The 12,571-nt window shown below is 67.8% G+C and carries 15 protein-coding genes; 9 read left to right on the top strand and 6 right to left on the bottom strand.

What is annotated here, in order from left to right; translation table 11 throughout:
- Nucleotides 1-62 precede the first annotated feature (62 nt).
- The 4 genes from ccmC to V8J38_RS01450 all read left to right on the top strand — a co-directional run bounded on the left by ccmC (nt 63) and on the right by V8J38_RS01450 (nt 1,806).
- Nucleotides 63-782 (top strand): heme ABC transporter permease CcmC, encoded by a 720-nt coding sequence (ccmC, locus tag V8J38_RS01435; protein WP_291780279.1) that lies wholly within the window; start codon nt 63-65, stop codon nt 780-782.
- Between the two features lie 12 nt (nt 783-794).
- A complete protein-coding gene (ccmD, locus tag V8J38_RS01440) occupies nt 795-947 on the top strand; it encodes a heme exporter protein CcmD (RefSeq protein ID WP_338577585.1) in 153 nt (50 codons plus the stop codon).
- On the top strand, nt 944-1,507 hold the full coding sequence (locus tag V8J38_RS01445; protein ID WP_338577587.1) for a DsbE family thiol:disulfide interchange protein: 564 nt from the start codon (nt 944-946) through the stop codon (nt 1,505-1,507). Before ccmD ends, V8J38_RS01445 begins: the two co-directional genes overlap by 4 nt.
- A 68-nt stretch (nt 1,508-1,575) precedes the next feature.
- Nucleotides 1,576-1,806, top strand: coding sequence for a hypothetical protein (locus V8J38_RS01450; RefSeq protein WP_291780259.1), 231 nt, complete (start codon nt 1,576-1,578; stop codon nt 1,804-1,806).
- Nucleotides 1,807-1,862: 56 nt separating this feature from the next.
- Here V8J38_RS01450 and V8J38_RS01455 read toward each other — a convergent pair whose 3' ends face one another.
- The 3 genes from V8J38_RS01455 to ftsY all read right to left on the bottom strand — a co-directional run bounded on the left by V8J38_RS01455 (nt 1,863) and on the right by ftsY (nt 4,351).
- Complete coding sequence (locus tag V8J38_RS01455; protein WP_338577589.1) at nt 1,863-2,531, bottom strand: MarR family winged helix-turn-helix transcriptional regulator; 669 nt, start codon at nt 2,529-2,531, stop codon at nt 1,863-1,865.
- A gap of 236 nt (nt 2,532-2,767) precedes the next feature.
- Nucleotides 2,768-3,412 carry an inner membrane-spanning protein YciB gene (locus tag V8J38_RS01460; protein WP_291780252.1) on the bottom strand — a complete coding sequence of 215 codons (645 nt, stop codon included), beginning with the start codon at nt 3,410-3,412 and terminating at the stop codon, nt 2,768-2,770.
- Between the two features lie 3 nt (nt 3,413-3,415).
- Nucleotides 3,416-4,351, bottom strand: a complete 936-nt coding sequence (ftsY, locus tag V8J38_RS01465) for a signal recognition particle-docking protein FtsY (RefSeq protein WP_338577592.1) — start codon at nt 4,349-4,351, stop codon at nt 3,416-3,418.
- Nucleotides 4,352-4,537: 186 nt separating this feature from the next.
- Here ftsY and V8J38_RS01470 point away from each other — a divergent pair, with 186 nt between their 5' ends.
- The 3 genes from V8J38_RS01470 (at nt 4,538) to V8J38_RS01480 (ending at nt 7,651) form a co-directional block, all read left to right on the top strand.
- Entirely contained in the window at nt 4,538-6,601 is a 2,064-nt protein-coding gene (locus V8J38_RS01470) for an NAD(+) synthase (protein ID WP_338577594.1), read from the top strand.
- Nucleotides 6,602-6,757: 156 nt separating this feature from the next.
- Entirely contained in the window at nt 6,758-7,363 is a 606-nt protein-coding gene (locus V8J38_RS01475) for a DUF4168 domain-containing protein (RefSeq protein WP_291780244.1), read from the top strand.
- A gap of 63 nt (nt 7,364-7,426) precedes the next feature.
- Entirely contained in the window at nt 7,427-7,651 is a 225-nt protein-coding gene (locus tag V8J38_RS01480; RefSeq protein ID WP_024354307.1) for an alkylphosphonate utilization protein, read from the top strand.
- A 52-nt stretch (nt 7,652-7,703) separates the two neighbouring features.
- On the opposite strand, the gene V8J38_RS01485 is transcribed toward V8J38_RS01480, so the two are convergent.
- From V8J38_RS01485 to V8J38_RS01495, 3 genes are read right to left on the bottom strand one after another with little or no spacing between them, the layout of a single operon-like run.
- Nucleotides 7,704-8,597, bottom strand: coding sequence for an alpha/beta hydrolase (locus tag V8J38_RS01485; RefSeq protein WP_338577599.1), 894 nt, complete (start codon nt 8,595-8,597; stop codon nt 7,704-7,706).
- Nucleotides 8,598-8,657: 60 nt separating this feature from the next.
- Complete coding sequence (locus V8J38_RS01490; RefSeq protein ID WP_338577601.1) at nt 8,658-9,164, bottom strand: HAD family hydrolase; 507 nt, start codon at nt 9,162-9,164, stop codon at nt 8,658-8,660.
- Nucleotides 9,161-10,270, bottom strand: a complete 1,110-nt coding sequence (locus V8J38_RS01495) for an AGE family epimerase/isomerase (RefSeq protein WP_338577603.1) — start codon at nt 10,268-10,270, stop codon at nt 9,161-9,163. Before V8J38_RS01495 ends, V8J38_RS01490 begins: the two co-directional genes overlap by 4 nt.
- A gap of 203 nt (nt 10,271-10,473) precedes the next feature.
- Here V8J38_RS01495 and V8J38_RS01500 point away from each other — a divergent pair, with 203 nt between their 5' ends.
- Nucleotides 10,474-11,634: a DegT/DnrJ/EryC1/StrS aminotransferase family protein gene (locus tag V8J38_RS01500; RefSeq protein WP_338577605.1), complete on the top strand. Its 1,161-nt coding sequence runs from the start codon at nt 10,474-10,476 to the stop codon at nt 11,632-11,634.
- A 5-nt stretch (nt 11,635-11,639) separates the two neighbouring features.
- Nucleotides 11,640-12,569 (top strand): Gfo/Idh/MocA family protein, encoded by a 930-nt coding sequence (locus V8J38_RS01505; protein WP_291780226.1) that lies wholly within the window; start codon nt 11,640-11,642, stop codon nt 12,567-12,569.
- The last annotated feature ends 2 nt before the right edge of the window (nt 12,570-12,571 follow it).

Here is a 12,571-nt window from a genome sequence, read left to right on the forward strand (position 1 = left end):
GACAAAGGGTCGGACGCCGCGCCCGCTTGCCGTGGGGCGCTGGGCCGCGTAATCGGCGGACCATGTTCGGCCTCGCCAATCCCGACCGCTTCATGCGCTTCACCGGCCCCCTGGTCCCGGTGCTGTGGATCTGCGCGCTCGGCCTGCTGCTGGCGGGGACCTGGTTCAGCTTCACCGCGCCCGCCGATTATCAGCAGGGCGACACCGTCCGCATCATGTTCATCCACGTTCCGGCCGCCAGCCTGGGCCTGATGGCCTATGGGGCGCTGGGCGTGTCCAGCTTCTTCGCCCTGGTGTTCCGCCATCCGCTGGCCGATGCGGCGGCGCGGGCGGCGGCGGTGCCGGGCGCGGCCTTCACGGCCCTGGCGCTCGTCACCGGCTCCCTGTGGGGCCAGCCGATGTGGGGGACGTGGTGGGTGTGGGACGCGCGCCTGACCAGCGTGCTGGTGCTGTTCCTCTTCTACCTCGGCTACATGGCCCTGCGCGCCTCGATCGACGATGAGGCCAAGGCGGCGCGGGCGGCGGCGGTGCTGGGTCTGGTCGGCCTGATCAACCTGCCGATCGTGAAGTTTTCGGTCGACTGGTGGAACACCCTGCACCAGCCCGCCTCCCTGCTGCGCTCGGGCGGGACCAGCGTCGATCCGGTCTTCCTGCCCGCGCTTCTGACCATGATGGCGGCCTATGCGGTGCTGTTCGGGGCGATCTGGCTGACGTCGATCAGGACCGAGGTGCGGCGCCGCCGCGTTCTGACTCTTCGCGCCCGCGCGGCGCTGGAAGCCTGATGGAGGTTCTGCGTGTTTGATCTGGACATGAGCCCCTACGGCGCCTTCGTCTGGCCCGCCTGGGGGATCAGCGCCGTGGTCCTGGCCGCCCTGTCGGCCCGCGCCCTGATCGCGGCCCGCCGCTGGAAGCGCGAGCTGGCCCGGCTGGAGGCCGCGCGCAAATGAAGCGCTGGCTGGCTCTTCTTCCCATCGTGGTCCTGGTCGCCCTGGCGGCCTTTCTGATGACCCAGATGGACCGGATGGCGGGCGATCCCGCCGCCGGGCCGACCTATCGCCCCGACGCCCTGGTCGGCCAGCCGATCCCGGAAACGACGGTCCTGCCCATTCTGGTCGACGGCAAGGCCGGCAGCGACCTTCTGGACCTGAAGACGGCGGGCGTGGGCAAGCCGATGATCGTCAATGTCTTCGCCAGCTGGTGCGCGCCGTGTCGTCTGGAGCATCCGCAGCTGATGAAGCTGAAGGAACAGGGCGTCGCGGTGGTCGGCGTGGCCTACAAGGACGACCCGGTCGCCACCGACGCCTTCCTGCAGGAGCTGGGCGACCCCTATCGTCTGGTGCTGGTGGATCGCGAGGGCCGGGCCGGGCTGGACCTGGGCGTATCGGGCGTGCCGGAAAGCTTCGCCGTCGACGCCTTCGGAACCATCGTGGCCAAGTCGTCGGGGCCGGTGCTGACCGACGCCGACCTGAAGACGCTGACCGACGCTCTGAACGCCCCCGCGCGCTGAGGCGATCGCCCGAACAGGGTGAACCGTATGTTAACCATATCTAGACGAAGCGCGGGCATCTTCATGCCATGTCCGCCATTTCGTCCGAGCGGCCGGCCTTTCCGCCCCAGGCGGGCGGTGCGGCCCACGCCCTGAGAACGGCCCAGTCGGCCTTCTTCCGCCAGGCCATGGGGCTGGCGGCGCCGGTTGCGGCTGAGGAGGCGGCGCGACCCGCTGCGGCGGTTTCTGCGCCGGTCGAACAGGCGACGCCGACATCGCGCCTGCAACGCCCCGGCTCCCTGCTCGACATTCGAGTTTAGGCGACAGCCCTCAATACCCGCTCATCCCGGCGGACGCCGGGCGGGATAGGAAGGGGTCAGCCTTCAGTTGCGCCTTTCAGCGGGACCACGACGGCATCGGCTGCATCGTCGGTCTGCGGTTGATCCGAAACGGCTTCGGTCGTGCTCCTTTTCTTCTTCTTGCCGCGTCCGTCGGCCTTGGCGTCGCCCTTGCGAGCGGCCTTCTCCGCCTTCTTGGCTTCCTTGGCGGCCTTCTTCGCCGCCTTGATTTCGGCGCGGGCCTGTTCGGGAGCGGCGTCGGCGGCGTCGGACAGGCTGCACAACAGGTCCAGGAAGCTGTCGCGCTTGGACTTGGGCAGCAGGCCCATGATCCGCTTGTCGGCGGCCTCGACGCGCGGGCGGGCGGCCAGCAGGGCGGTCTCACCCGCCGGCGACAGGCGCACGGCCTTGGCGCGCGCGTCCAGCGTCGAACGCTCGCGCTCCAGCAGACCCTTGGTCGTCATGCGCGCCACCAGGTCGGCCAGGGTCGAGCGGTCGATGCCGGTGGCCTTGACCAGGTCGGTCTGCGTCAGGCCCGAGCGGGCGGCCACGGCCTCCAGCACGGCGAACTGACGCTGGGTCAGGCCGTCCGGCCCGGCTTCCTCGGCGTAGATGTCCAGCGCCAGCTGCAGCGCCCGGTGCATGAGGTGGCTGGGCGATTCCGCCAGCCCGCCCTTGATCTTCGCCTGCTTGCCCGACTTGATCATCGTCTTCGTTCCCGAACAGCCCGATACCGGCCGTGGCCGGATGATGCTGCGACAGCTAACAGTCCGGCTTAACGCTTTGACGACGCAAACGCTGACGGTTTGAAGACATTTATTCTGGGGCCTATCGCGCTTCGCGCTGCTTGAGGCCATTGTTGGCGGGCCTATCGGGCTTCGCCCTACTTGAGGCCCGATAGGCGGGACGTCGACAAGGTCGCGCTATGCTGCGCGCTTCTGGCCTAGAGGCCCGTGTCGGGGGAGACGGGGCCGCGTTCCTCGTCCTTGGTCATGTTCTTCAGGATCAGCGGCACCTGCGACAGGCCGAAGATGGAGGCCGCGATCCACAGCACGCCGCGGAAGGCCGTCCAGACGCCGTTGGGATCGGGCGTCCCCAGGTTCAGCGTCGACCAGATGGCGGTGACGGCGGTCGGGCTGCGGAACACCTCATTGGCGATGGCGACGGCCAGGAAGTAGAGGCCGTAGCGGAAGGTCAGCTTGCGCCAGGCCTCGTCCGTCACCTTGATGGCCGAGCCCAGCAGGGCCTTGAACGGGTATTTCTTCAGCGGCAGCGAGCCCAGCAGGACGGCGGCCAGCAGCCCGTTCTGCACCGTCAGCTTCAGCTTCACGAACAGGTCGTCGTCGGTGACGATGGTCAGGATCCCGAACACCAGGGCGAAGCCGCCGGTGATCAGCGGCATGGGCGCCAGGCGCCGCTCCAGGATGAAGCCTACCGCCAGGGCGATCATCGAGGCGATGACCAGAACCCAGGTCGCCTTGATCATGTCGCGGGTGATGAAATAGGCGGCCATGAAGGCGACCAGGGCGCCGAAGTCGACGGCCTGACGAATCCACTGCGGGCGCTTGGTTTCGGTCGCTTCAGTCATGGATCAGTCCTCAAGCCCGACCAGGGATCGGGAAAACGCGCGGGCGTCGAAGGGTTGCAGGTCCTCGACCCCCTCGCCGACGCCGATCAGCTTGATCGGGGCGTCCGAGGCCTGGGCCACCGGCACCAGGACGCCGCCGCGCGCGGTGCCGTCCAGCTTGGTCATCACCACGCCCGAGACATAGGCGGTGCGGCCGAAGATCTTTTCCTGCTCCAGCGCATTGCGGCCGACGGTGGCGTCCAGCACCAGCAGGGTTTCGTGCGGGGCGTCCGCATCGACCTTCTTCAGCACGCGCACGATCTTCAGCAGTTCGTCCATCAGGGTCGATTTGTTCTGCAGCCGCCCGGCCGTGTCGATCAGCACGACGTCGAAGCCTTCTTCCTTGGCCTTGGTGAAGGCGTCGAAGGCGAGCCCCGCGGCGTCGGCGCCGTCGCGGCGGCTCTCGAAATGGGCGCCGGCGCGGTCGGCCCAGACCTTGAGCTGCTCGCGGGCGGCGGCGCGGAAGGTGTCGCCGGCGACGATCATCACCTTGGCGCCCTTGGCCGTCAGGTCCGAGGCGATCTTGCCCAGCGTCGTCGTCTTGCCCGAGCCGTTCACGCCCACGAACAGGACCACATAGGGCTTGGGCCCCGACAGTGGATCGAAGCTGGCCTGACGCGGCGTCAGTTCGGCGGCCACGGCCTCGGCCAGGGCCTCCTTGACCTCGCGCTCGTCCGAGGTCTTGCCGAAACGTAAGGTCCGGAACCGCTCGACGATGCGGGCCGAGGCGGCGGGACCGAGATCGCTTTCGATCAGATGCTCTTCCAGCCGCTCCAGCGCCTCCTCTGAGAGGGGCTCCTTGACGAAGGTCGAGACGACCTGATCGGTCATCTGTTTCGAAGACCGGGACAGGCCTTGGCTCAGCCGCTGGAACCAGCCTTTTTTGGGCGTATCGCTCATGACGTGAGCCTTAGCCGACGGCGGTTCTCAGGTCACGCACGATCCTTTCATCCGCTCAGCCCGGCGGACGCCGGGATCCAGCGCTTTGGCTTCACGGCGCAACCCTATATTGAGCAGGAGGGCCGCAAGGTCTGTGCCTGTAGCTCTCACTGGGTCCCGGCGTCCGCCGGGATGAGCGGAAAATAGATGGCGAAGTCTAAGACGCACCCCTTCCACGCTCCGCGCAGCCACGGCTTCGTGCGCGTCGCCGCCGCGACCCCGGTGGTCCATGTCGCTGACCCGGCCGCCAACGCCGAAGAGCATGAGCGGCTGATCCGTCAGGCGGGCGAGCAGGGCGTAGACCTGCTGGTCTTCCCCGAACTGTCGCTGAGCGCCTACGCCATCGACGACCTGCATATGCAGGCGGCCCTGCTGGAGGAGGTCGAGGCGCGTATTCGCCGCCTTGCAATGGCCGCGGGTGAAGCGGGCGTCATCGCCGTGATCGGCGCGCCGATCCGCAACGGCGACAGTCTCTATAACTGCGCCGTAGTCGTAGCGAACGCCAAGGTTCTTGGGGTTGTTCCGAAAACCTATCTTCCGAACTACCGCGAATATTATGAGAAACGCTGGTTCGCCTCGGCCCAAGACATCGGCGCGGGTCCGACCTATGTGCCGCTGGCGGGGCAGTGGGTTCCCATGGCTCCGGGCCTGCTGTTCGGAGCTGAAGACCTTTCTGGTTTCGTCTTCGGCGTTGAAATTTGCGAGGACTTCTGGGCGCCGCTGCCTCCTTCGACGCGGCTGGCCCTGTCAGGCGCCCGTATCCTGTGCAACCTGTCGGCCTCCAACATTGTCATCGGCAAGGCGGACGAACGCGCCCTGCTATGCGCCAGCCAGTCGGCGCGCACCCTGTCGGCCTATGTCTTCGCCGCCTCGGGATGGGGCGAGAGCACCACCGATCTGGCCTGGGACGGTCAGGCGACGATCCACGAGCTAGGCGCGAAACTCGCCGAGGGCGAACGCTTCGCCCTGCACAGCCAATTGACCGTCGCAGACGTGGACGTGGACCGCATCGGTCTGGATCGGCTGCGCAACGGCACCTTCGCCGACTGCGCCCGTCGCGAGGCGGTGGAGCATCCGACTGCGATCAATTTCAAGACACGAAGCGTAGCGACGACCGACGCCCTGATCCGTCTGCTGGACCGCTTCCCCTTCGTGCCGGACGACGCCGCGCGTCTGGATCAGGACTGCTTCGAGGCCTTCAATATCCAGGTTCAGGGCCTGATGCGGCGGATGACGGCGACGGGGTCGAAGACGCTGGTGATCGGCGTCTCGGGAGGGCTGGATTCGACGCAGGCCCTGCTGGTGGCCTGTCGCGCCTTCGATCGGCTGGAGCTGCCGCGCACGGGGATTCTGGCCTTCACCATGCCGGGGTTCGCCACCTCCGACGGCACCAAATCCAACGCTTGGGCGCTGATGAAAGCGCTGGGCGTGACGGGGGCCGAGATCGACATCCGCCCCGCCGCCGAACAGATGCTGCGCGACATCGGTCATCCATTCTCGAATGGCGAGCCGGTGCATGACATTACCTTCGAGAACGTCCAGGCGGGCCTGCGCACCGACTATCTGTTCCGTCTGGCCAATCAGAACCACGGCTTCGTGCTGGGCACGGGCGACCTGTCCGAACTGGCGCTGGGGTGGTGCACCTATGGCGTCGGCGACCATATGAGCCACTACAACGTCAACGGCGGGGTGGCGAAAACCCTGATCCAGCACCTGATCCGCTGGGTGGCCGAGCGCGGCCTGGTGGGGGAGACGGCGACCCCGACCCTGCACGCCATCCTGGCCACGGAGATTTCGCCCGAGCTGGTGCCGGCGGGCGCCGACGGGGCGATCCAGTCGACGCAGAGCATCGTCGGCCCCTATGCGTTGAACGACTTCTTCCTGTTCTACATCAGCCGCTTCGGCCTGAAGCCGTCGAAGGTGGCCTATCTGGCGCATCAGGCCTGGGGCGATGCATCGACGGGCGCCTGGCCGGTCGGTCTGCCGGAGGCGGATCGCGTCGCCTACGACCTGGCGACCATCAAGGGGTGGTTGCGGAAGTTCCTGATCCGCTTCTTCCAGACCAGCCAGTTCAAGCGCTCGGCCGTGCCGAACGGGCCGAAGGTGGTCACGGGCGGGTCGCTGTCGCCGCGCGGCGACTGGCGGGCGCCGTCGGATTCCTCGGCGCGGGTGTGGCTGGATGAACTGGACGCCAATACCCCTGATGGTTGAAACGACGGGTCTGGGGTTTACGCATCCGCACCCGACGGGGTAGCGTTTTCTTCTCCCCGCCCTCTGTGAGCCTGACACACCCCGGTCGTGCGGGAGAGCCCGGACCTGTCCGGGTCAGCCTTGGGCTGAGCGTTCGGGATTGAAGAAGGATACGCCATGCGTTTTGCAACGGCCGCCGCCCCGACCGCCATTCTGGCCGCCCTGTTTCTGACCGCCGCGCCCGCCCTGGCGCAGGACGCCGCTGAACCGGCGCCCGCCGCCGCGCCAGCCGCAGCCGGAGATCCCACCGATGCCGAACTGGCCCAGTTCGCCGCCGCCATGAAGACGGTCCAGAGCGTGGCCGCCTCCGTCCAGAACGGAACGCCCACCGAGGAGCAGCAGGCCCAGATGGCCGGCGCCGTGCAGAACTCGGGCCTGGCCGTCGAGCGCTTCAACGCTATCTCGGCCGCCGTCTCGGCCGATCCGGTGCTGCAGGCGCGCGCCGCCGTGGCCGGCGCCGCCCCGTCCGCGCCGGGCTCGGTCGGCGCCGGCGTCACCGATGCGGAAGCCGGTCAGTTCGCGGTCGCCATGGCCGAGATCTCGGGCATCGCCCGCGCCCTGAACGGCGCACAGCCGAATGAGGAGCAGCAGGCCCAGATGGCCGCCGCCATCCAGAATTCGGGTCTCGACATCGAGCGTTTCAACGCCATTTCCGCCGCCACGGCCCAGGACGAGCACCTTCAGGCGCGCATCGCCCTTGCCCAGGCGCGTCAGGGCGAATAGGCCCATGGGGGACGGGCCGTCGCGAATGCGGCGGCCCTCTCTCCATTTCAGACAGGACCGATCATGAGCGACGACGTCACCAAGGACACCAACGGCAACATCCTGTCGGACGGCGACAGCGTGACCTTGATCAAGGACCTGAAGGTCAAGGGCTCGGGCGGGGTGACGCTGAAGCGCGGCACAATGGTCAAGAACATCCGCCTGACCGGCGATCCCGAAGAAATCGAAGCCAATGTCGAAAAGGTGCGCGGCCTGGTCCTGCGCACGGAGTTCGTGAAGAAGGCATGATTTAGAGGGCCTACCGAGCGCTGCCTCCGCTTGAGGTTCGGTTGCCCGCGCCTCAGCCCACCCCCGCCAGGAATTCGAAGATGGCCGACCGCGCTTCGGGTTCGTCCAGCATGGGCGCGTGCCCGACGCTGGGGACCTCGGCATAGGCCATGGCGGGGGCGGCCTTCCTCATCTTGTCGGCGATGACGGAACTGAGCAGGTCCGAAGTTCCGCCGCGCACCAGCAGGGTCGGCTTCTTGCGCGCTAGCGCCCGGAATGAGGGCCACAGATTGGGAACCAGGGCCTTGGACCCCGCCGCCTTGATCGGCGCCGAGATGTCGGGATCGTAGTCCAGCACCGGCGCGCCTTCGGTCCCCTCGCGGAAGATGCGGCGGGCGAAGGCGGCCCAGTCGGCGTCCGAATAATGGGGGAAGGCCGCCTCGTTGATGCGTCGGGCGTAGGCGGTCGCATCGTCCCAGCTCTCGATCACGACCGGCTGGCCGGTATAGGCGGCGATGCGGGCCAGGCCCTCGGCCGCGACTTCGGGGCCGACGTCGTTCAGGATGGCGGCGGCGATGGCCTTGGGCTTCAGCGCCGTCAGCGCCAGGGTGATCAGCCCGCCCATGGAGGTGCCGAGGAAGATCGCCTTCTCGATCCCCGCCTGCTCCATCAGCGCCACGACATCCTTCGCATAGACGTCCGGCGTATAGGTCGTGGGGTCGGGCGCCCGGTCCGACCGGCCGCGCCCGCGCACGTCGACGGCCAGGACGCGGCGGCCGCTGTGGGCGATGAGGCCGGCGATGACGCCGAAATCGGCGCTGTTGCGCGTCAGGCCGTGGATGGCGATGACGGGCAGGCGCGCCGGGCCCTCGGCCGGGGCGTAGTCGCGGGCGTAGAGGCTCAGGCCGTCTGGCGAGGTCCAGCGCCGCTCGACATGGCGGTCGGCCAGCGGGGTGGTCATCGGCATGAGGCGTCTCCGAACAGCTCCGTTTCGGCTGACGTTAATTCATCGGATGAAGAATAGCGATCAGCTCGACAGCAGATCGCGCACGAATTGATCCAGATCGCCGTCGGTGAAGCGATGGCCCGTCACGCCCGCCCGCCGCGCGGCCTCCATGTCCGACGGCTGGTCGCCGATCATCAGGGACCGGCCCAAGTCCAGGCCGTGCTCGGTTGCGGCCTTCAGCAACATGCCGGGATTGGGCTTGCGGTCGGGATGGTCCGGATGCCGATAGCGCGCGTCCGCGGCCTCGGAATGGAAGGGGCAGGCGTAGACGGCGTCGATGCGCCCGCCGCCTTCGGCCAGGCGCTCGACAAGCAGGCGGTTGAAGCCGTGCATGGTCTCTTCGCTGAACATGCCGCGCGCCACGCCCGACTGATTGGTGACGATGACGGTCGTGTAGCCGGCGTCGTTCAGCCGCTTCACCGCCTCGGCGGCTCCGGGGATCAGCACCAGTTGATCGGGCCGGTGCGGATAGCCGCTGTCGACGATCAGCACGCCGTCGCGATCGAGGAAGGCGGCGGGTTTGCTCATGTCGATTCCGTCAGCACGGCTGAGAAGGCCGTCATCAGATGGTAGAGGCTCGAGGCGGGAACGGCAGCGTCCAGCGGGAGCCCTTCGGCGTCAAACGTGTCAACCCACAGACCAGGCGTCGTCGTGGCGAGGTGCGTTTCGAACAGGCGCTCGATCAGTCCGGCCGCTCGGACATGTTCGCCCTGCGTGTAAACAGCGCGCAGCAGTTCGGTCTGGGCCCACAGGCGGACACCGCCGTCGCGAACCTGCCCGATCCGGCTGATCTCGCGCACGGCCAGGCCGTCGGCGCGCACCCCGCAGGTCAGGGCGCTGGTGTAGAGGGCGCGCGCGACGCTATTCAGATCCGGCAGACCCAGACGGGCGGCTTCGCCCAGCAGCCAGACCCATTCCATGTGGTGCCCCGGCTCGATGCATTGGCCTTCGGAGCCGGGGCGCGGGCTCCAGTCGGTCTCGTAGAACTCGCCCAGCATCAGATGCTCGCGGTCGAAGAAGCGCCGGTTGAACAGGTCCAGCACCGAGCGCGCCGCCGCCTCAAAGTTTGGATCGGGCGCTGTCGCCTGCCAGGCCAGCAGGGCCTCCAGCATGTGCATGTGCGGGTTCTGCCGACGTGGCAGAACGGGCGGCAGTGCTTCCTGCCAACCCCCGTGAACAGGATCGGTCATCTGCGTCTGGATCGCCGCCAGCGTTTTCAGCGCTAGGGGCAGGGCGCGTTCATCCTTCAACACACGGTGCGCCGCAGCCAGGGCGAACAGGACGAAGGCCAAGTCGTAGAGGTCGGGGGTAGCGTCGATGACGGCCCCCTCATCGTCCATGGCGCGTACCCACAGGCCATCGTCTCGACGGGCGCCGCCGATCAGGGCGTCCAGACCGGCACGAGCGATGTGCTCGCCATCGGCCCAGCCCAGCGCAGCGGCTTCGGCGAAGACATGGATCTGTCGCGCCTGCACACGGGTGCGGCGAGGCGCGCCGATGATCGAGCGACCGTCGAAATCCAGCTTCTCGTAGAAACGTCCGTTGGCGTCGATCCCTGCCGTGGCCCACAACGGCAGGGCCCGGCGGAACAGCCAGTCGTGGACTCGATTCCTAGCCGCAGCGTCCAAGCTCATGGCTCCGGCTTAGGCAGGGTCGCCGTCTTTGCCAAGCCATGGTTTTCGTTGCATCCGGCAACGCGAAGTGACTCAGGGAGGTTTGTTCAGAACCCCGCCGCTTTGGTAGGACGCAGACTGACACAGACGACCCGCCTTCGCGTCCGCGCCCCGGAGCCTTGGACTTCCGCCCGCGCCGGCCCCATCGAGAGAGCGACATCGCAATGACCATCCCCTTCATCGACCTTCAGGCCCAGCGTCTGCGCCTCGGCGGCAAGATCGAGGCCGCCGTTCAGGAGGCCGTCCTCGGCGGCGCCTGGGTCATGGGCCCGCAGGTGCGCCAGTTCGAGGCCGACCTGGCCGCTTTCGGCAAGGCCAAGCACGCCCTGGGCTGCGCCAACGGCACCGACGCCCTGGCCCTGCCGCTGATGGCCTGGGGGATCGGGCGCGGGGACGCTGTCTTCGTGCCCAGCTTCACCTTTGCGGCCACGGCCGAGGTCGTGCCCTGGTTCGACGCCGAGCCGGTCTTCGTCGACGTGGACGCCGACACCTACAACATGGACCCGGCGGCGCTGGAGCGCGCCGTCGAAGGCATCAAGGCCGAGGGCCGCCTGACCCCGCGCGTGGTCATCGCCGTCGACCTGTTCGGCCAGCCCGCCGACTATCCGGCCATCAGGGGGATCTGCGACAAACATGGCCTGAAGCTGATCTCAGATTCGGCCCAGGGCTTCGGCTGCACCATCGACGGCGAACACCCGCTGAAATGGGCCGATGTGACCACCACCAGCTTCTTCCCGGCCAAGCCTCTGGGCTGCTACGGCGACGGCGGGGCGGTGCTGACCAACGACGACGAACTGGCCCAGCTGATGGATTCCATCCGCGTTCACGGCAAGGCGGTCGGCGTCGATCTGAAGGACCGGACCTTCGACCACGACCCCAAATATCTGAACATGCGCATCGGCCTGAACAGCCGTCTGGACACCATTCAGGCCGCCGTCCTGATCGAGAAGCTGAAGGTCTTCGCGCAGGAGATCGAGTGGCGCAACGCCGCCGCCGCCCGCTACAACGAGGGCCTGCGCCCTCACGTCGCCAAGGTTCCTGACGTTCCGGCGGGCCATGTCTCCAACTGGGCGCAGTACACGGTCGAGCATCCGGATCGCGACGCCCTGGCCGCGCACCTGAAGGATCAGGGCGTGCCGACGGCGGTCTACTATCCGATCCCGCTGCACCTTCAGCCCGCCTATGAGCACTATCCGCGCGGCGCCGGCGGCCTGCCCGTCACCGAGCGGCTGAAGGATGTGGTGATCAGCCTGCCGATGCACTCTGATCTGGATGCGGCGACGCAGGACCGCATCATCGCCGCCGTCGCTAGCTTCAAGGCCTGATCCCCATGCCCCAGCAGACCCCCCTCAAGATCGGCGTCGCGGGCGCCGGCGTCATGGGCCGCAACCATGCGCGCGTCCTGTCCGAATTGCGCGATGTCGAGCTGACGACCGTCTTCGATCCCGACGCCGTGACGGCCGAGGGCGTGGCCGCCGCCTATGGAGCGACCGCCGTGACGACCGCCGAGGCGTTCGTCGCCGCCGGTCTGGACGCCGCCGTCATCGCCACGCCGAACCGCTATCACGCCGAACTGGGCGTGGCCCTGCTGAACGCCGGCGTGCATGTGCTGGTGGAAAAGCCGATCGCGGCTACCCTCGCCGATGCTCAGGCCATGATCGACGCGGCCAAGGCGAATGAGCGCGTGCTGATGGTCGGCCACGTCGAGCGCTTCAATCCGGCGGTCGAGACGGTCAAGCGCGCCATCGACGGCGACGAGATCATCTCTATCCAGATCACCCGTGTCGGCCCCTTTCCGCCGCGCATGGGCGAAGTCGGGGTGGTCATCGACCTGGCGGTGCACGACATCGACATCATCCGCCACCTGACGGGGTCGGAGATGACCGAGGTCCAGTCCCTGCTGGGCCACACCCACGCCTCGCGCGAGGATTCGGCCCTGCTGCAGTTCCGCATGGACAATGGGGTGATCGCCCACATCACCACCAACTGGGTCACGCCCTACAAGACCCGCGTTCTGCAGGTGGCGACCAAGAGCCGCTTCATCGTCGCCGACCTGATCACCCGCCAGGTGACGGAATTCTTCGGCCAGCAGCCGGACGGCTCCTATTCGACGCGGATGCTCAACGCCTGGCCCGCCGAGCCGCTCAAGAAAGAGCACGAGGCCTTCATCCACGCCATCCGCACCGGCGAGACGGCGGCCGTCAGCGGCGAAGACGGGCTGCGCAACCTGGAAGTGGCGCTGAGGTGTCTGGGGGAGTGAGC

It is taken from the genome of Brevundimonas olei, from assembly GCF_037055245.1.
In the GTDB taxonomy this organism is placed as follows: Bacteria; Pseudomonadota; Alphaproteobacteria; order Caulobacterales; family Caulobacteraceae; genus Brevundimonas; species Brevundimonas olei.